A 16,743-nucleotide genomic window follows, 5' to 3' on the forward strand; every position below is an offset into this window, starting at 1 on the left:
GTCATGGAACCGCGACCCGCGAAAACTGGAGACGAAGCGCCGGGCGCATTCGGCCGGCGCGCAATCGGCGCTTGGCCGCAAGCCCGCCGTAGCTGACGTCATCGTGCCAACCCTGCTGCATCAGGCCGACCGCGTCGCCAGCCGGCTGCGCGCCAAGGCGCGGCCCGGCCGCACGGTGACGGTGCGCGTGCGCTTTGCCGATCTCAGCGCCGTCACCCGCTCGATCACGCTTGACCAGCCGATCTCGGCGACCGCGATGCTGGCCGAGATCGCCGGCGATCTGGTGCGCGGCGTGCTTGCCGACAACCCCCACGAGAGAACGATCTCGCTGCTGGCGATCTCGGTCTCGCATCTCGAGGAAAGCTTCGAATTACAGCTCGAACTGCCGCTCGATCTCGCCGACGAGAAGCAGAGGCCCGGCACCCGAAAAGGCCTGGCACGCTTTGACGCCGACCGCGCCATCGACAAGATCCGCGAACGCTTCGGCAAACAGGCGGTCGGCTACGGCACGGTGGCACTGGAAGCGGCGCGCTCGGTGCCGGATGAATTCAGGGAACTGGCGGAGAAGGAGCTGTGAAGCCAAGGCAAAGGCTATGGGCCGGTACGCGAGTAACGATGGACCCGAACGCCAGTGGAGCTTGCCCCGTGTCGTCGGCTTGCCCCGTGCCAGGGCTCGCAGGCTATGCCGTCATGGTCGGCATCGTGAGTCGGCCAATAGCCAGGTTCGCCCCTGCGGGCGGCCGTGCAGTTCGGGAACGCGGCAAGGTGCCTCAGCACCGAGAGAGGCGTATCAAACCGAATGCCGACGAAGCCATAGACGATATAGCCCGACAACAGAATGAACGGCGCGAACAAAGCCACCCATCTCAGCCTGCCAAGGCGGCGGTGATAGCGTGAAGGCCATCGCAAGAATGGCAGGAGCATCCCCGCCAACTCCCCCGTTGAAGTGCCCGAACCAGACTAGCGTCACCCAGGTAGGGTGGCAACAACGCCTATCTCCGAACGGTTCTCGCGTTCAGAGCGCGGCTATTTGAGTCGGATATCGACACTTTCAGTTCTACGCTTCGCCATCCCAATACCGCCTAACCCCGGCCATATCGAAAATGCCGTCGCGCCGGCGCAAGGCGTCGACCGCCATCTTGTTGGAATCGGGATAGACGCAGACCTCGTTGGGGTTTTTCTCGCCGATCATCAGATAGCGGCACGGTCCCGTACCGCTGTTGAGGAAGGAATGTCCAACCGCCAGGCCGGCCGGAAAGCAGACATAGTCGCCGGCTTTCATCTCATAGCGCTCCTCGCCAAGCAGCAGCGTCACTTGCCCTTCCAGGATCAGCGCATGCTCTTCTTCCAGCATATGGTAGTGCCTGGGCGCCAGGCGCATGCCGGGGGCTGGTGCCTCGATCAGCACGCCGACATGGTAGTCGGGCCGTCCCAAGGCGGCATAGGTGAGGTGTTTGGACTGACCACCGAACCGCGCCCCCTCGCCTTCCTGTTTCCACTCGACAGCGTCGCTGGCGACCGGCGGGATCGGAATGGCTGCTGCCTTGGTGACACCGGCCGTCACATCCGACGGCAACGGATCGCCGGCGGCGAGGCCGGTGCTCTCACCGTCCCAGTAGGTTCGAGTTGCCGCGAGATCGAAGATCGCACGGCTGCCCAAGGCGCGCACCAGCACCTTGTTGGAGGCGGTGTAGACGACAACGTCGTTCGGGTTGCGCTCGCCGACGATGACGTAGCGGCAGGGTGCGTCGCTGGTGTTGATGAGGCAATGCCCTGCCGCCGCCCCGGCCGGAAAGCAGATGTAATCGCCGGCCTTCATGGCATAGGAGGCGTCGCCGACCTGCGCGGTGAGCGTGCCCTCGAGGATGAAGACATGCTCCTCCTCGAAAATGTGGTAGTGCGCTGGCGAGGTCTGCTTGCCCGCCGGCAACTCCTCGATCGCCACGCCGACATGATAGGTTTCGCCAAGCGCGGCCAGCGACAAATGCCGGTAGCGCACGCCGAAGCGCGGCACATCGGACCATTCCGTCCACGGCACACTGTCCGATGCGAATGGCGCTGGCGATTTGTCGTCTGCCATCGGGCCTCCTGCTCCTGTCGCCCTGCCCTCTTCGCAAGCCGCAGGAGGGTCCACGACAGAACAAAGCTGCCAGCTTCCGGCATCATCGCCAAGCGGTGTTCGCCACGCTCCTGACAGAGCCCGACAGGAGCCGCTCGCTTCAGCCTCGGATGGCCTTGCCCGCCTGCTGCAGCAGCTCGAACGCAGCAAAGCGCTTGGCGTGCCAGCCGGCCAAGGTAGCGTCGGGATGATAGACTTCGCCGAGTTCCGACATGCCGGCCATCGCCGCCGTCAGATCCTTGTAAGCACCGGCGGCGACCGCGCCCAGCATCGCCGAGCCGAGCAGCACCGGCTCCGGCGAGGTCGACGCCACCACCACCATGCCGGTCGTGTCGGCAAGCAGCTGGCGCACCAACGGGCTTTGGCCGGCGCCGCCGCTGACCACGATGGTGTCGACGGCAATGCCCTTGTCATGCTCGGCCCGCACGATCTGGCGCGCACCATAGCCCAGTCCGCAGACGCCGGCGACATAGAGCCCGACCAGGCTGTCGAGGCTGGCGTCGAGATCGAGCCCGGCAATCAGCGCGCGTGCGTCCGGGTCGGCGAAAGGCGCGCGGTTGCCAAGGAATTCCGGCACGACATGGATGCCGCCGACCAAGGCCGGCGTCGCCGCTGCCCCGTTGCGGCTCTGCGCCTGCAGCGACAGCCAGGCGCTGAGGCTGAGCCCCTCGGCCTGCGCCTTGGCGGTCGCTTCGCCGGCCGCCGGATGCATGCGCACCAGATGGTCGATGGCCGCACCCGCCGCAGATTGGCCGCCCTCGTTCAGCCACAGACCCGGCACCATGGCCGAGAAATACGGACCCCAGACGCCGTCGACGAAAGCCGGCTCGGCGGTCGACGACATGGTGCAGGCCGAGGTGCCGAAGACATAGGCCATGCGCGACAGCACGCTGCCGAAATCGCCGCGCGCCCCGACCGTGCCGACGCCGCCGGCATGCGCATCGATCAGCCCGGCCGCCACGGCCGTGCCGGGGCGCAGGCCCAGATCCGCTGCCGCCTGCACGGTCAGTCCGCCGCCCAGTGCGGCACCCGCAGGCACGATCTCGGTACCGATGCGGGCGAACCCCTCATCGGCCAACGCGCCAAGGCCAATGGTGCGGAAATAGGTCTCGTCCCAGCGGTTTTCATGCGCCAGATAGGTCCATTTGCAGGTCACCGTGCAGACCGAACGGGCAAGGTTGCCGGTCGCCCGCCAGGTGAGGAAGTCCGCGAGGTCCATGAACTGCCAGGCGGCATCGAAAGTGGCGGGCAGGTTTTCCGCCAGCCACAGGAGTTTCGGCGTCTCCATCTCCGGCGAGATGACGCCGCCGACATAGTTCAGCACCGCCTCGCCACTGCGGTTGATGCGGCGCGTCTGCTCGACCGCGCGGTGATCCATCCAGACGATGATGTTGCGTTCGGGATTGCCGGACGGGCCAACCGGCAACGGCACGCCGCCCTCGCCCAGCACCACCAGCGAACAGGTGGCGTCGAAGCCGATGCCGGCGATCGCCTCGGGCGCCACGCCCGATTGAGCGACGGCTTCACGCGTGGCCGTGCACACCGCCCGCCAGATGTCATTGCTCGACTGTTCGACAATATCGCCGGCCTCACGCCAGACCTCGATGTCCCGCTTGGCCGAGGCGAGCAGGTTTCCCGTGCGGTCGAACACCCCGGCCCGCGCGCTGCCGGTACCGACGTCGATGCCGAGATAGCAATGCGGCATGGTTTCAATCTCTCAGGCTAGGGGAGTAGGGGAGTAGGGGAATGAAGCAGTGAGGGCTCTGACCACGTGTCGAATTCATGAATTTCGTGTTGTCCTACTCCCCTACTCCCTTATTCCCCTCACAAATCATTGCTCTGCGGCAAAATCACCAGATCCCGGATCGTCACGTTGCGCGGGCGGGTCAGCATGAACATCACCGCTTCGGCCACTTCGCGCGGCTGCATCAGGCCACCGGCGGCGAGTTCTTCCTCGAGCTTGGCCTTCGGCCAGTCGTCGACCAGCGCCGTCACCACCGGACCCGGCGCCACGGCGCCGACGCGCAGGCCATGCTTGGCGACCTGCCGGCGCACGGTGTGAACGAAGGCCTGCACGGCGTGCTTGGACGCCGTGTAGATCGGCTCCCAGACCACCGGAACCAGCCCGGCGATCGAACTGGTGACGATGATGTCGCCGGTCTTGCGCTCGATCATGTGCGGCAGCACCGCCTGGATCGAGCGGAAGCAGGCATTGATGTTGAGGTTGAGCATGCGGTCCCAGGCGTCGGGATCGCCGTTCGCCACCTCGCCGCCGACATAAGCGCCGGCATTGGCATGGAAGATGTCTAGCTGGCCGGCCTTCTCCATTATCTGCGGCATCATGTTGGCGACGCTGGCCGGCTGCATCAGGTCGATGACCAGCGGGATGGCGTTCGGGCCTAGGTCGGCGCACAATTTTTGCAGCGTCGCCTCGGCGCGGTCGACCAGCACCACGGTGGCGCCGGCCGCCAGCATGTGCCTGGCGCATTCGAGGCCGATGCCTGATGCCGCGCCGGTGACGGCGGCAACTTTTCCGGACAGTTCTTGGCTCATGTCTTGCTTCCTGTTGATGGGTTCAGGCCCGGCCATGCGAGACACGCGAGCGGCGTGCCAGCGAGTCGACGATGACCGCGATGGCAAGCACGGCGCCGGTGATCATGTACCGAAGCGACGAGGACAGATCGAGCAGCGTCAGGCCGCTGGCGATCGACTGGATGACGATGATGCCGAGCAATGCCGAATAGGCGCTGCCGCGGCCGCCGAACAGGCTGGTGCCGCCAATGACCGCCGCCGCGATGGCGTTAAGGTTCACGTCGCCGGTGCCGGCCTGCTGGCTGGCCGAGGCAAGGCGGGCCGCCGACAGCACGCCGCCGAAAGCGGCCAGCATCGAGCACAGCACGAAGGCGCTCGAATAGATCAGTCGCACATTGATGCCGGCGCGCCTTGCCGCCTCGCGGTTACCGCCAACCGCCGACATCGAGCGGCCCCATTTGGTCCGCGTCAGCGCGTAATGCATTGATATGACCAGGCCGACGAACAGGCCGAACATCCACGGAATGCCGCGCGCCTGGTTGAGATAGAAGACAATGAGTTCGAGAATGACCGTGATCACCACCGCCCGTGTAACCAGGCCGCCGGTCGACGGCGCCGACAGATTGGCGGCGCGGCGGCGCGTAACGGTGCGCAGGCCGGTGACCAGCATGACGATGCCGGGCACGGCTGCCAGTCCGAACGAGACGAACTTCGGCATCATCAGCAACTGACCGAAATTCACCAGGTTCGAGCCGTAGGGCAGATTGATCGAGCCGGTCGAGCCGAGGATGTAGAGCTGCAGGCCAAGCACTGCCAGCAGGCCAGCCAGCGTCGAGACGAAGCTCGGCATGCCGAGCCGGTTGAACAGCAGCGCATAGAGTGCGCCGATGAAGCCGCCAACGGCGACAGCGGCAATAATGGCGAGCGCCACCGGCCAGCCCTGGTTGACCCACAGCGTGCCGACCATCGCCGAGGCAAAGCCGCTGATCGAGCCTACCGACAGGTCGATCTCGCCGACCATCAAAACGCAGACGATGCCGAGCGCGATGACGCCGACGGTGGAGCAATCGAACAGCAGATTGACCAAATTGCTGCTCGACAGGAAGATCGGGTTGATGCTGGCGAACACCGTCCAGATGATGACCAGCCCGACGATCACCGGCAGCGAGCCGAGATCGCCGGAGCGGACCCGGTCGAAGAACCTGCGGATGGCGCCGCCGATCCCCGCCTCATGCTTGACGCGCACATCGGCGCGGTCGAGCTGCGGCGGCACGGAGGCGGCCTGTTCGGCTTCACGGCTCATGGGCGTGGCTCCTGGGTTTGCTCGTGCCTGGCCTGTCTGCGCTCTGCGCGCCGCGACACCGAATTGTTCGACGCGCCGGTGATGGCGCTGACCAGTTCCTGGTTCGAGGCGTCGGGCGAGAAGATGCCGTTGTTTCGGCCAAGCCGCAGCACGACGATGCGGTCGGCGACGGCGCGCACGTCTTCCATATTGTGGCTGATGATGACGACGCCGAGGCCGCGGTCGCGCACGCGCTCGATCAGGTTGAGCACTTCCGCCGTCTGTGCCACGCCAAGTGCGGCCGTCGGCTCGTCGAGCAGGATGAGCTTGGGTTCGAGCAGCAGCGAGCGGGCGATCGCCACCGTCTGGCGCTGGCCGCCCGACAGCGAAGCGACCACTTCGCGAACGCTTGGGATGCGCGCCGATAGCTCGTTGAGCAGCGTCCAGGCGCGCACTTCCATCGCCACCTCGTCCAGCCGCAGCGGGTTGAGCTCACGGCCGAGAAAGATGTTGGCGACGATGTCGAGGTTCTCGCACAGCGCCAGGTCCTGGAACACCGTGGCTATGCCGAGCGTCAGCGCCGCACTCGGATCTGCAAGCGTCACCTGCTTGCCGCGAAAACTGATCGTGCCTGAGCTCGGCTGATGCACGCCGGCCAGGATCTTGACCAGGGTCGACTTGCCGGCGCCATTGTCGCCGACCAGCGCCACCACCTCCCCAGCATGGACATCGAGATCGATGTCGGTGAGCGCTGAAACGGCGCCGAAATTCTTCGAAACGCCGCGCAGGCTGAGCACCAGCTCGCCTGCCGGAACCGGTTCGTCCGGGGTATCGATCATGCCAGGAAGCCTTTCAAAACCGGTTCAAAATGTCGGATGAGCGCTGCCTGGCCACCGCGTGGGCGGCCAGACAGCGGAGCGGACAACGGTCGCGGTCAGTTCCCGATGCCCAGCTTCTTGCAGCCTTCCGCGTAACGATCGACGCAGAGTTCGGCCGCGGTGTTGATCTTCTTGTCGATGATCTCGGCCTTCAGGTTTTCCTGCGTCACCACCGCCGGCGTGAACAGCTGCGAGGGCGTGTCGTACAGCGTCATCTCGGCCTTCGGCGTCTCGCCCGAAAGCAGCTTGATGGCAATGTTGGCGGCGGCCGCCGCCACGATCTCGCTCGGCTTGGAGATGGTGTTGTACTGGTCGCCGGCGATGATCAGCTGAAGTGCCGCGATCGTCGCGTCATTGCCGGTCACCGGCGGCACCGGATCGACGCCGGCCGCCTTGAAGGCCGCTATGGCGCCGCCACCGGTGCCGTCATTGGCGGCAACGACGCCGAGGATTTTTGGTCCAAAGCGGGTGATCTGGCCACCGGCCCATTGCTGCGCCTTCGGCGGCGCCCATTCCGGCGTGTCGTATTCGGCCAGGATCTTGTAGCCGCTGTTGTCAAGGCCGGCATGGATGCCCTTCTTGATCAGGCCGGCCGCCGCATCGGTCGGCGAGCCGTTGATCTGCAGCACGCCGCCGCTGGCCGGATCGACCTTCAGCGCCTTCAGGTGCTCGACCAGCGAGTCGGCGATGGCCTTGCCGATGCCTTCATTGTTGAACGACACATAGAAATCGGCCGGCGCAGTCGGGATCGGCCGGTCGTAGGCGATGACCTTGATGCCCTGGCTCTGCGCCAGCTTGACCAGCGAGGCGGCGGCGGTCGAGTCGACCGGGTCGAGCACGATCGCCTTGGCGCCCTGCGAGATCACCGAGTTGAACTGCTGCTGCTGGCGCGAGGCGTCGGCATCGGCATTCTGGTAGAGCACCTTGCAGCCCGGGCACAGCTTCTTCATCTCGGCGGCGAAGCCGGGATAATCATGCTGCTCGTAGCGGGTCGAGGCCTGGTCGGGCATCAGGAAGGCGACGGTCGCGTCGGTGACTTCGGCGGCCCTGGCGATCGCGGCGGTGCCGGCCAGCAGCGACAGCGCAAGGGCTGCCACACCGGCGGACTTGCCAGCGGACTTCAATGAAGATGAAAGTTTGGTCATTCGGTCTTCTCCGTTTCTGATATGGTTGTAAGAAGGTCGTTGACTGCTTTGGTCTGAAGACACCCATCCGCCCTCGCCCCAACTGCATTGGGAACCGGGACCCGGCGCCGGCCTTTCGAGCCGCGCCGACAACCTCCGCCGACGGAGGAATTCGAGACAAGCGTTCTCCATCGCGAACCGCTCCACGCGGCTCACGTCGTCATGCAAAAGAAAAATCCTCCCTTGGTTCCTCCCTGGCTCCTCCGTTAAGCGGCTTTGCCCGCGTTGATGTTGTCGGCCAGCAGGCGCCTGAAGCGCGAGGGCGGCATGCCCTTCTCCGCCAGGAACTGCCGGTTGAAATTGGACAGATTGTTGAAGCCGACCTCGTAGCAGATGTCGGTGATCGAGGCCTGCTCGTCGCTCATCAGTATCTGGCAGGCGAGATTGATGCGCAGCCGTTTGACATACTGCACCAGCGACATGCCGGTGTGACGGCGAAACGAGCGCGAGAAGGCGCCGGTCGACTGGCCGGCGATGGTGGCGAGGTCCGCCTCGTCGAACAGCTGCGTCAGGTTTTCCCTGATATAGGCGAGCGCCTTGTTCATGCCGGCCGTCATGTAGCCCGAGGGATCGGGCCGGTAGCTGGCACTGGCCAAAAGCTGGAATTCCTGGGCGCGGCTGAGCAGGCCGGCGATCATCATGAACAGCTCGATGCGGCGCACGCCTTGCGCCTGCATCATTTCTTCCATCAGCGGCGCCAGCGCCTTGCTGGTGCGATTGGAAAACAGCACGCCACGCCGCGACGCCTCAAGCAGATGGCCAAGCCCCGCCAGCTCCGGCAGCACATGCATGGCGTCGCCGATGAAACTTTCGGAAAACTGGATGATGCGGCCGCGCAGCGGGATCGAGCTGTCCCTGGGGATGTCGCTGACCCAGTTGTGCGGCAGGTTCGGCCCGGTCAGCACCAGATTGCCCGGCTCGAACTCGCCGATGAAATCGCCGACGAAATAGCGTCCGTTGGTGAAGATCACCTGATGCAGTTCATATTCGGGATGGAAGTGCCAACGCACCGTGTGGAAGGGGTAGCCATGCGACCACGCCTTGAAGGACTCACCGCGTCGTATCTGGACTACTTCCAGGTCCGGTTCCATGTCCGTTTCCTCCCAGGCCAGCACGGATATTTGCCGCGTTCGGCCCAATTCCCTAAACCGGCCGAATTGGTTTCGGCTCTGCATTTCAAGAGCCAAGGTACCGGCTCATGACAACAGGCGCCACCACGATTCAAGACAACGGATGATACTTTTTTAACCGGGAGGCGGCGCTCAGAAGCGCTATTCGGGCAGAACAGGTCAGTCTTGCTGACGCGTTCGCTCAATTGACCGACGACGATGCCGCCCGCCCGGGAAGGAATTCCGGCGTCTCCGTGTTCGCCTGGCTTATCTCAAGAACATGGTCTGCAGGCGCTGTTGAAGCGCCGCATCCGTCAGTTCACCTCGTGCACAGCTCCACCGGCCGCCGTCGCGAGCGGCGTAACCATATCAGGCACCAGTATGTCGTGGCGGCGCGCGAAGCTGATCAGCGTGGCCCGCACCGTCTCCGGATCGATCTCGCCGACGATGCCCGCCTTGCAAGCGTTGAGCGCGACGGCATGGGCGCCGTTGCGGCCGGCGCTCGGCCAGTCCTGCAGCAGTGCATAGGCTTCCATCACGCTGTCGATCTTCCTCGGAAAGCCCATTCCGACCAGAAGTGTGACCGGTTCCTCAAATTGCCCGCGATTCATGGCTTGTGCCTCCTCTCGATTGTTCAGGGCCTGCAGCGGACCGAACACCGGGCAGCACGGCCCGCCGCGGATAGGTGAATGGACTGGCCGATTTCCGTTCAGCCGCTGCCGGCGGATACCTCGGATGTTGCCGACACTTGCTGTGCTGCGAGGAACATCAGTGCCGACGCCGCGGTTCGCCGATTCCAGCCGGCGGCTTCAGCCATGTCGAGCAGCCCTGCCAGCTGCGGCTTCAGCACGTTCCTGCATTCTGTTTCATAGGCCAGGAATTCCTTCGCTTGGTGCGTAGGAGCCGGTACGGATTCGATGCCAGCCATTGCGTCCATCTTTACCTCCACTCTCTCTCGACTGACGCCCGCTCCCCGCCAGGGAAGCGGGCGGATTGGCCGCGACCTCAAAAGTCCATGCCGGCGCCGGCGGGCATTGCCGGGGCGGCGGCTTCCTTCTTCGGCTTCTCGGCCACCATCGCCTCCGTGGTCACCAGCAGGCCTGCGACCGATGCCGCGTCCTGGAGAGCGGTGCGCACCACCTTGGCCGGGTCGATGACGCCCTGGCCGTAGAGATCGCCGAATTCGTTGGTCTGGGCGTTCCAGCCCCAGCCGAATTCGGTTTTCTCGCGCAGTTTGCCGACGATGATCGAGCCTTCGGCGCCGGCATTCTCGGCGATCTGCCGGACCGGCGTTTCGATGGCACGGCGCACGATGTCGACGCCAGTCTTCTGTTCCGCATTGTCGGTCTGCACGGCATCGAGCGCCTTTGCTGCCCGCAGCAACGCGACGCCGCCGCCGGGCAGCACGCCCTCCTCGACGGCCGCGCGGGTCGCATGCAGCGCATCGTCGACGCGGTCCTTGCGCTCCTTGACCTCGACCTCGGTCGAGCCGCCGACCCGGATCACCGCAACGCCGCCGGCGAGCTTGGCCAGCCGCTCCTGCAGCTTTTCGCGGTCGTAGTCGGAGGTGGTCTCCTCGATCTGCGCCTTGATCTGTGCGACACGGCCCTGGATCTCTTCCTTGCGGCCGACGCCGTCGACGATGGTGGTGTTTTCCTTCTCGATCACCACCTTCTTGGCGCGGCCCAGCATCTGCAGCGTCACATTATCCAGCTTGATGCCGAGATCTTCCGAGATCGCGGTGCCGCCGGTGAGAATAGCGATGTCTTCCAGCATGGCCTTGCGGCGGTCGCCGAAGCCTGGCGCCTTGACAGCCGCGACCTTGAGGCCGCCCCGCAGCTTGTTGACGACCAGCGTGGCAAGCGCCTCGCCTTCCACATCCTCGGCGATAATTAGGAGCGGCTTGCCCGACTGTACCACGGCTTCGAGCACGGGCAGCATCGCTTGCAGATTGGAGAGCTTCTTCTCGTGGATCAGCACATAAGGCTCGTCGAGTTCGACGCGCATCTTGTCCTGGTTGGTGACGAAATAGGGCGAGAGATAGCCGCGGTCGAACTGCATACCTTCCACGATTTCCAGTTCGGTCTCGGCGGTCTTGGCCTCTTCCACCGTAATGACGCCTTCATTGCCGACCTTCTCCATCGCCTCGGCGAGGAAACGGCCGATCTCGGCATCGCCATTGGCGGAGATTGTGCCGACCTGTGCGATCTCGTCGTTTCGGGTGACCTTGCGGGCATTGGTCTTCAGCTCGGCGACCACCGCATCGACCGCCTTGTCGATGCCGCGCTTCAAATCCATCGGGTTCATGCCCGAGGCAACCGCCTTGGCCCCTTCCCTGACGATCGCCTGTGCAAGCACGGTTGCGGTCGTCGTGCCGTCGCCGGCAAGGTCGTTGGTCTTGGAGGCCACCTCGCGCACCATCTGGGCGCCCATATTCTCGAACTTGTCCTCCAGTTCGATCTCCTTGGCGACGGTGACGCCATCCTTGGTGATGCGCGGCGCGCCGAATGACTTGTCGATGACGACATTGCGCCCCTTGGGTCCGAGCGTCACCTTCACCGCATTGGCAAGGATGTCGACGCCGCGCAGCATCTTCTCGCGCGCTTCGGTATGGAATTTCACTTCTTTGGCAGCCATTGGATCACTCCTCTATCTAGGCAGCATTCGTTGACTGGTTGGATACGAAGAAGCCGTCAGGCGGCCTTCTTCACTTCGGCGATCTCATCGATGACACCCATCACGTCGCTTTCCTTCATGATGAGCAGGTCCTCGCCGCCGAGTTTGATCTCGGTGCCGGACCATTTACCGAACAGGATGCGGTCGCCGACCTTGACATCGAGTTCGACAAGCTTGCCGCTGTCGTCGCGCGCGCCGGGACCGACGGCGAGCACTTCGCCTTCCTGCGGTTTTTCTTTTGCGGTATCGGGGATGATGATGCCGCCGGAGGTCTTCTCCTCGGCTTCAAGGCGGCGGACCAGAATACGGTCATGCAATGGACGGAACGCCATGTCGTTCTCCTCGTGGACAAACAGGTTTTTGAGGTTCCTCCGCACCGAACCGGCAATATCGGACCGATGCGGACCGCCGCGACCCTTCGTCAGGCATCGCGGGCGCATATCGAGCTAGTTTTGCCGTTTTTCGGTTTCAAGAGCCCCGCCAAAAAATTTTTACATCGAGCAGAAAAAAGGCCAAGGCACTGTTATGGCGCGACTATTCTAGGAACCCCTGACCTTCTCGCGGAGTTTGTTTGTAGAGGGACCGGCAGACCGGCCTGGCATCGGGCGAGTTCAGGCGGATGCCTGAACGGAGAGAGAAGGAGAGAGAAGGAGAAAGACATGGTCGATACGGTCAGCAGCGAATTCCGCCTGCAAATGGAAGGTTATGGCCTGACGACGGCCGAAATCCACTATCACCTGCCCGATCATCCGAGCCTGCTTCAGCTCTATGTCTGGCAGGACTATGATCTCGCTCCGGCCTTTCCCGAGCTCAAGGGCTTTCTCCAATATTGGGAGCGCGAGCTCGACGGCCCGCTGCACTCGGTCCGCGTTGCTCATCACCGGCTCATCCAGCCTTCGGAATGGCGGGCCGTCGAGGGCATCATCACGGTCCACTAGGGTCTTTGCGACGGCCGCCGCTCCTGCTTCGCCTGGAGCGGCGGCGTTAGGGCAGGCTCTCGCCGGCCCCACGCAGCGCGACAGCCAACAGCCTCCCCTCCAAAATTTCCAATTTCCATGTTGTAAAACGATCGTGCCGCGCTAGCCTGAAACCAGATGCGATGCGGGGGAGAGGAATGGAGCTTCAGCTCAACGGCAAGGTGGCGCTGGTCACCGGCTCGACGCAAGGCATTGGCCGCGCCATCGCCGAGACCTTGGCGCGTTCCGGCGCCGGCGGCCTGCTCGTCACCGGGCGTGATAAGGCCCGCGGCGATGCGGTGGCGGCGGAGCTTTCGCAGCTTGGCACACCAACGCTCTTCGTCGCCACCGACCTCGCCGACCCGGCCGCCCCTGCCCTTTTGGCGCAAGCGTGCATCGAGCGCTTCGGCCGCATCGATGCGCTGGTCAACGCCGCAGGGCTGACCGACCGGGCCTCGTTCCTCGATGCCGATCTCGACGGCTGGGCCTCGCTGTTCGCCGTTAACGCGCGGGCGCCGTTCTTCCTCATGCAGGCGGCCATCGCCGACATGAAGAAGCGCGGTCAGGGCGGCGCCATCGTCAACATCCTGTCGATCAACGCCCATTGCGGCTCGCCGGAGCTCGCCGTCTATTCCGCCAGCAAGGGCGCGCTGGCCACGCTGACCAAGAACGCCGCCAACGCCCATCGCTTCGATCGCATCCGCGTCAACGGCATCAATGTCGGCTGGACCGACACGCCGGCCGAACGTGCCATGCAGGCCGACACGCTGGGCAACGGGCCGGGCTGGCTCGATGCCGCGAACGCCTCGCAACCCTTCGGCCGCCTGTTCTCGACGAGCGACATCGCCAACCTCGCCGTCTTCCTGCTTTCGGATGCTGCCGGGCCGATGACCGGCACGCTCGTCGACCAGGAACAGTGGGTGATCGGGGCGAACCGGTGAGCGCCAGCGAAACGCAAGCGCTGCACGGCGCATTTCGGCGTCGGCGATTTCACCGTTGCCATCAAAATTGGCCGCGATGACGGTGACTGAAAAAAGCCTATCACCACATTCGCTCAAAGCGCCCGCCCCGCCTCACAGCGCCAGGCTCCCCTGCTCCACCTCCTCGGCATTCGGATCTCCCGGTGCGGTGGCCCAAGCCAATTCGACCAGCGTCACGGTGCGCCGGCCTGTCCCGTCGAGCTGGCAGACGATGAGCCCCTGCTCCTCGATATAGGTTAAGAGGCGCCGGGCGCGGCGCAGCGAGTGCGAGCCGTAGGCGCGGGCGATCGCGGCGTCGCTCGGGCACGGCCAGCCCTCTTTCGCCGCACGGGCGATCATCATGAACACGCCCTGCATGTCGTCGGGCAGCAGCGACGCGCGGACAGAAACGTCCCGCCACGCGTCATCCTGCGTCGTCTCGGAACCAAGGCCGGCACGGGCGCGTGTCAGCATGCGGCGGAACTCCGGCAGGTCGGGCACGACCGACGCGAGGCCTTCTATGCGGCAGCGGACCACGAATTCCTGATAGAGCACGCCGATCACGCGAAAACCCGCATCGGGCTGCGCCAGGATGGCGCGCAGCACACGGTCGACGCGCTCACGACGCTCGGCCAGATCCTCGGCGCTGATTTGCGGCTCGGCCGGCTCGGGGCGCATTTCCAGTGCCGCCGATTTGGCCGCCATCAGCTGGTCGAGCAGGTCCGGCGACGCCGGGCGGCGCGGCGTGCGCACCGTCTCGGGCGGCGGCGCCGCCAGGATGATCGCGCGTGCGTCTTCCAGCGCGGATTCCGGCATCGCCATCAGCCGCGGCGTGCCGTTGCGCGGGCTGGTGTCGGTCGGGCCGATGCGCAGCCCCAGCGGACGGCGCGACAGCGCCGGACCGAGCGCCATGAACTGCCCGCGTTCCAGATCGCGGAACGCTTCCGCCTGGCGCCGTTCCATGCCCAGAAGATCGGCGGCACGCGCCATGTCGATATCGAGGAAGGTGCGGCCCATGAGAAAATTGGACGCCTCGGCTGCGACGTTCTTGGCGAGCTTGGCCAGGCGCTGGGTGGCAATGATGCCGGCCAGCCCGCGCTTGCGGCCACGACACATCAAATTGGTCATGGCGCCGAGCGAGAGCTTTCGCGCTTCGTCCGACACCTCTCCGGCCACCGCTGGCGCGAACAGCTGCGCCTCATCCACCACCACCAGCATCGGGTACCAGTGGTCACGGGCGACCTCGAACAGCCCGCCGAGGAAGGCGGCGGCACGCCGCATCTGGTTCTCGGCGTCGAGCCCTTCGAGATTGAGCACGGTGGAGACGCGATGCATGCGCGCCCGCTCGCCGGCCGCCTGCAGGCCGCGCTCAGTATGCTGCTCGGCATCGATCACCAGATGGCCGTAACGGTCGCCCAGCGAAACGAAGTCGCCCTCGGGATCGATGATGGTCTGCTGCACCCAGGGCGCGCTCTGCTCCAGCAGGCGCCGCAACAGATGCGACTTGCCGGAGCCTGAATTGCCCTGCACCAAAAGGCGCGTCGCGAGCAGCTCCTCAAGATCCAGCTTCGCCGGGGCGCCTGCGGTCGTCTGTCCCATCTCGATCGCAACGGTCATCTCGACTCAGGCGCTCCTTCGCAGACGGGCTTATCAACTGGGTCACGGCCCGTCGAGCGCGCATGACCGCCTGCGGCGTGTTGCGCACAACTGTGCAGGCACCGTCTGCAGGGTCATCAGCCGATGCCTGACTGAAACTTTGGGTTGACCCCTTCGGACCACGAGGCGACACTCCATCCAACGCTAGGAGTACGAGGAGAAATGCGATGGACGAGCCCGAACGGTGGCGGCACATGTCGACGGCGCCGAAGGATGGCAGCCGGATCCTGGTCACGGTGCGCCCGTCCGAACAGGGGCCGGCGGAAGTCGACCTCGCCTATTGGTCGCGTGCCGACCAGTTCGCCTCGGAAGGCTGGCGCGCATCGGACTCCTCGCCCGGGCGCGTTATCGAATACGCTGACCCGGAACTAAAGTGCTGGATGCCGCTGCCGACGGCCAACCTCAGCCGCGCGTCGATGCCGGCGCCGTGGGAAGGCGAAGACGCCCAGCAGCTGGATGGGTCCGGGATTTAAGAGCGCGGAGAGGCCGGAGATTGGCAACTCCACGGTTGGCGTCTCTAACCTGCTCCTCTCAGAACAGGAACGCGGCCGTGGCGGGGTTGGGCCCGTTGCGGCCTTCGGGCGAATCCATGCCGCGGATCGTCTGCAGGTCCTGCGCATCCAGTTCGAAATCGAAGACATCGAAATTGGCGGCGATGCGATCCCTGCGGATCGACTTTGGAATGACGATCAGCCCCTCCTGGAGATGCCAGCGGATGATCGTCTGGGCGACGGACTTGCCATGTTTTTTGGCGATGTCTGCAATGGTCGGATCGCCGAGCAGCCGGCCGCTGCCCAACGGGCTCCAGCTTTCGATACGGATGTCGTGCTTGGTGTGAAAGTCCCTGACACCGCGTTGCTGGAACTGGGGATGCAGCTCGATCTGGTTGACGACGGGCGTCACGCCGGTTTCCGCGATGATCCGCTCCAGATGGTCCTGGTTGAAGTTCGAAACGCCGATCGACTTGATGCGGCCGGCCTGCCGGAGTTCGACCAGCGTCTTCCAGGCCTCGACGTATTTGTCCTGGCTGGGCACCGGCCAGTGGATCAGAACAGGTCGATCTGTTCGACGCCGAGCTTCTCCATCGTCTCGTCGAAGGCGCGTAGCGCCGCATCGCGCTGGTGTGCACCGTTGCGCAGTTTCGAGGTGATGAACAGCTCAGCCCGCGGCACGCCGGCGCTGCGGATCGCCTCTCCGACCCCTTCCTCGTTCTGATAGCCTTCGGCGGTGTCGATCAGGCGATAGCCGGCCTCGATGCCCCAACCCACCACCTCGGCGGTGATGTCCTGGTCGACCTGCCACACGCCAAGGCCGAGGTGGGGAATGGCGGAGCCGTCGTTCAATGCAATCTGTTCGGGCATGGGGGATCCTTTGCAAAGCGGGTCCGGGCGT

The 16,743-nt window shown here is 64.8% G+C and carries 16 protein-coding genes and 2 pseudogenes; 4 read left to right on the forward strand and 14 right to left on the reverse strand.

The window, feature by feature from the left end; genetic code table 11:
* A pseudogene (locus EOA19_RS30785) lies at positions 1–577 on the forward strand (DNA polymerase IV); the annotation flags it as partial.
* 14 nt (positions 578–591) lie between these two features.
* Here the strand turns inward: EOA19_RS30785 and EOA19_RS30790 are convergent.
* From EOA19_RS30790 to EOA19_RS30845, 12 genes are all read right to left on the reverse strand, one after another.
* The gene (locus tag EOA19_RS30790) at positions 592–924 is read right to left on the reverse strand and encodes an excalibur calcium-binding domain-containing protein (RefSeq protein WP_128305750.1); all 333 of its coding nucleotides are present in this window, start codon (positions 922–924) and stop codon (positions 592–594) included.
* Positions 925–1,057: 133 nt separating this feature from the next.
* Positions 1,058–2,080, reverse strand: a complete 1,023-nt coding sequence (locus EOA19_RS30795; RefSeq protein ID WP_128305751.1) for a cupin domain-containing protein — start codon at positions 2,078–2,080, stop codon at positions 1,058–1,060.
* A 139-nt stretch (positions 2,081–2,219) separates the two neighbouring features.
* The gene (locus EOA19_RS30800) at positions 2,220–3,824 is read right to left on the reverse strand and encodes an FGGY-family carbohydrate kinase (protein WP_128305752.1); all 1,605 of its coding nucleotides are present in this window, start codon (positions 3,822–3,824) and stop codon (positions 2,220–2,222) included.
* A gap of 119 nt (positions 3,825–3,943) precedes the next feature.
* A complete protein-coding gene (locus EOA19_RS30805; RefSeq protein WP_128305753.1) occupies positions 3,944–4,672 on the reverse strand; it encodes an SDR family oxidoreductase in 729 nt (242 codons plus the stop codon).
* A gap of 22 nt (positions 4,673–4,694) precedes the next feature.
* Positions 4,695–5,954, reverse strand: coding sequence for a sugar ABC transporter permease (locus EOA19_RS30810; RefSeq protein ID WP_128305754.1), 1,260 nt, complete (start codon positions 5,952–5,954; stop codon positions 4,695–4,697).
* Positions 5,951–6,772 carry an ATP-binding cassette domain-containing protein gene (locus EOA19_RS30815; protein WP_128305755.1) on the reverse strand — a complete coding sequence of 274 codons (822 nt, stop codon included), beginning with the start codon at positions 6,770–6,772 and terminating at the stop codon, positions 5,951–5,953. The genes EOA19_RS30810 and EOA19_RS30815 overlap by 4 nt, the downstream gene beginning before the upstream one ends.
* A gap of 95 nt (positions 6,773–6,867) precedes the next feature.
* Positions 6,868–7,956, reverse strand: a complete 1,089-nt coding sequence (locus EOA19_RS30820; RefSeq protein ID WP_127270010.1) for a sugar ABC transporter substrate-binding protein — start codon at positions 7,954–7,956, stop codon at positions 6,868–6,870.
* A gap of 245 nt (positions 7,957–8,201) precedes the next feature.
* Positions 8,202–9,086 (reverse strand): AraC family transcriptional regulator, encoded by an 885-nt coding sequence (locus EOA19_RS30825; protein WP_128305756.1) that lies wholly within the window; start codon positions 9,084–9,086, stop codon positions 8,202–8,204.
* 332 nt (positions 9,087–9,418) lie between these two features.
* A complete protein-coding gene (locus EOA19_RS30830) occupies positions 9,419–9,715 on the reverse strand; it encodes a DUF982 domain-containing protein (protein ID WP_031214038.1) in 297 nt (98 codons plus the stop codon).
* 98 nt (positions 9,716–9,813) lie between these two features.
* Positions 9,814–10,041: a hypothetical protein gene (locus EOA19_RS30835; protein ID WP_128305757.1), complete on the reverse strand. Its 228-nt coding sequence runs from the start codon at positions 10,039–10,041 to the stop codon at positions 9,814–9,816.
* Positions 10,042–10,109: 68 nt separating this feature from the next.
* A complete protein-coding gene (groL, locus tag EOA19_RS30840) occupies positions 10,110–11,741 on the reverse strand; it encodes a chaperonin GroEL (RefSeq protein ID WP_128305758.1) in 1,632 nt (543 codons plus the stop codon).
* 56 nt (positions 11,742–11,797) lie between these two features.
* Positions 11,798–12,112: a co-chaperone GroES gene (locus EOA19_RS30845; protein WP_128305759.1), complete on the reverse strand. Its 315-nt coding sequence runs from the start codon at positions 12,110–12,112 to the stop codon at positions 11,798–11,800.
* 327 nt (positions 12,113–12,439) lie between these two features.
* Between EOA19_RS30845 and EOA19_RS30850 the strand changes: the two genes are divergently transcribed.
* Both EOA19_RS30850 and EOA19_RS30855 read left to right on the forward strand, forming a co-directional pair.
* Positions 12,440–12,718: an usg protein gene (locus EOA19_RS30850; RefSeq protein ID WP_031214047.1), complete on the forward strand. Its 279-nt coding sequence runs from the start codon at positions 12,440–12,442 to the stop codon at positions 12,716–12,718.
* A 176-nt stretch (positions 12,719–12,894) separates the two neighbouring features.
* A complete protein-coding gene (locus EOA19_RS30855; RefSeq protein ID WP_128305760.1) occupies positions 12,895–13,677 on the forward strand; it encodes an SDR family oxidoreductase in 783 nt (260 codons plus the stop codon).
* A 132-nt stretch (positions 13,678–13,809) separates the two neighbouring features.
* On the opposite strand, the gene EOA19_RS30860 is transcribed toward EOA19_RS30855, so the two are convergent.
* Complete coding sequence (locus EOA19_RS30860) at positions 13,810–15,312, reverse strand: ATP-binding protein (RefSeq protein ID WP_127297074.1); 1,503 nt, start codon at positions 15,310–15,312, stop codon at positions 13,810–13,812.
* Between the two features lie 206 nt (positions 15,313–15,518).
* Here EOA19_RS30860 and EOA19_RS30865 point away from each other — a divergent pair, with 206 nt between their 5' ends.
* The gene (locus EOA19_RS30865; protein ID WP_013530714.1) at positions 15,519–15,824 is read left to right on the forward strand and encodes a hypothetical protein; all 306 of its coding nucleotides are present in this window, start codon (positions 15,519–15,521) and stop codon (positions 15,822–15,824) included.
* A gap of 58 nt (positions 15,825–15,882) precedes the next feature.
* Here EOA19_RS30865 and EOA19_RS30870 read toward each other — a convergent pair.
* Positions 15,883–16,712 (reverse strand): annotated as a pseudogene (locus EOA19_RS30870) (aldo/keto reductase).
* Positions 16,713–16,743: the final 31 nt, after the last annotated feature.

Source organism: Mesorhizobium sp. M7A.F.Ca.US.010.02.1.1 (genome assembly GCF_004023085.1).
Taxonomy (GTDB): domain Bacteria; phylum Pseudomonadota; class Alphaproteobacteria; order Rhizobiales; family Rhizobiaceae; genus Mesorhizobium.

Coding starts and splice junctions, on each gene's coding strand:
- EOA19_RS30790 (WP_128305750.1), bottom strand. CDS start 924: ATGCTCCTGCCATTCTTGCGATGGCCTTCACGCTATCACCGCCGCCTT.
- EOA19_RS30795 (WP_128305751.1), bottom strand. CDS start 2,080: ATGGCAGACGACAAATCGCCAGCGCCATTCGCATCGGACAGTGTGCCG.
- EOA19_RS30800 (WP_128305752.1), bottom strand. CDS start 3,824: ATGCCGCATTGCTATCTCGGCATCGACGTCGGTACCGGCAGCGCGCGG.
- EOA19_RS30805 (WP_128305753.1), bottom strand. CDS start 4,672: ATGAGCCAAGAACTGTCCGGAAAAGTTGCCGCCGTCACCGGCGCGGCA.
- EOA19_RS30810 (WP_128305754.1), bottom strand. CDS start 5,954: ATGAGCCGTGAAGCCGAACAGGCCGCCTCCGTGCCGCCGCAGCTCGAC.
- EOA19_RS30815 (WP_128305755.1), bottom strand. CDS start 6,772: ATGATCGATACCCCGGACGAACCGGTTCCGGCAGGCGAGCTGGTGCTC.
- EOA19_RS30820 (WP_127270010.1), bottom strand. CDS start 7,956: ATGACCAAACTTTCATCTTCATTGAAGTCCGCTGGCAAGTCCGCCGGT.
- EOA19_RS30825 (WP_128305756.1), bottom strand. CDS start 9,086: ATGGAACCGGACCTGGAAGTAGTCCAGATACGACGCGGTGAGTCCTTC.
- EOA19_RS30830 (WP_031214038.1), bottom strand. CDS start 9,715: ATGAATCGCGGGCAATTTGAGGAACCGGTCACACTTCTGGTCGGAATG.
- EOA19_RS30835 (WP_128305757.1), bottom strand. CDS start 10,041: ATGGACGCAATGGCTGGCATCGAATCCGTACCGGCTCCTACGCACCAA.
- groL (WP_128305758.1), bottom strand. CDS start 11,741: ATGGCTGCCAAAGAAGTGAAATTCCATACCGAAGCGCGCGAGAAGATG.
- EOA19_RS30845 (WP_128305759.1), bottom strand. CDS start 12,112: ATGGCGTTCCGTCCATTGCATGACCGTATTCTGGTCCGCCGCCTTGAA.
- EOA19_RS30850 (WP_031214047.1), top strand. CDS start 12,440: ATGGTCGATACGGTCAGCAGCGAATTCCGCCTGCAAATGGAAGGTTAT.
- EOA19_RS30855 (WP_128305760.1), top strand. CDS start 12,895: ATGGAGCTTCAGCTCAACGGCAAGGTGGCGCTGGTCACCGGCTCGACG.
- EOA19_RS30860 (WP_127297074.1), bottom strand. CDS start 15,312: ATGACCGTTGCGATCGAGATGGGACAGACGACCGCAGGCGCCCCGGCG.
- EOA19_RS30865 (WP_013530714.1), top strand. CDS start 15,519: ATGGACGAGCCCGAACGGTGGCGGCACATGTCGACGGCGCCGAAGGAT.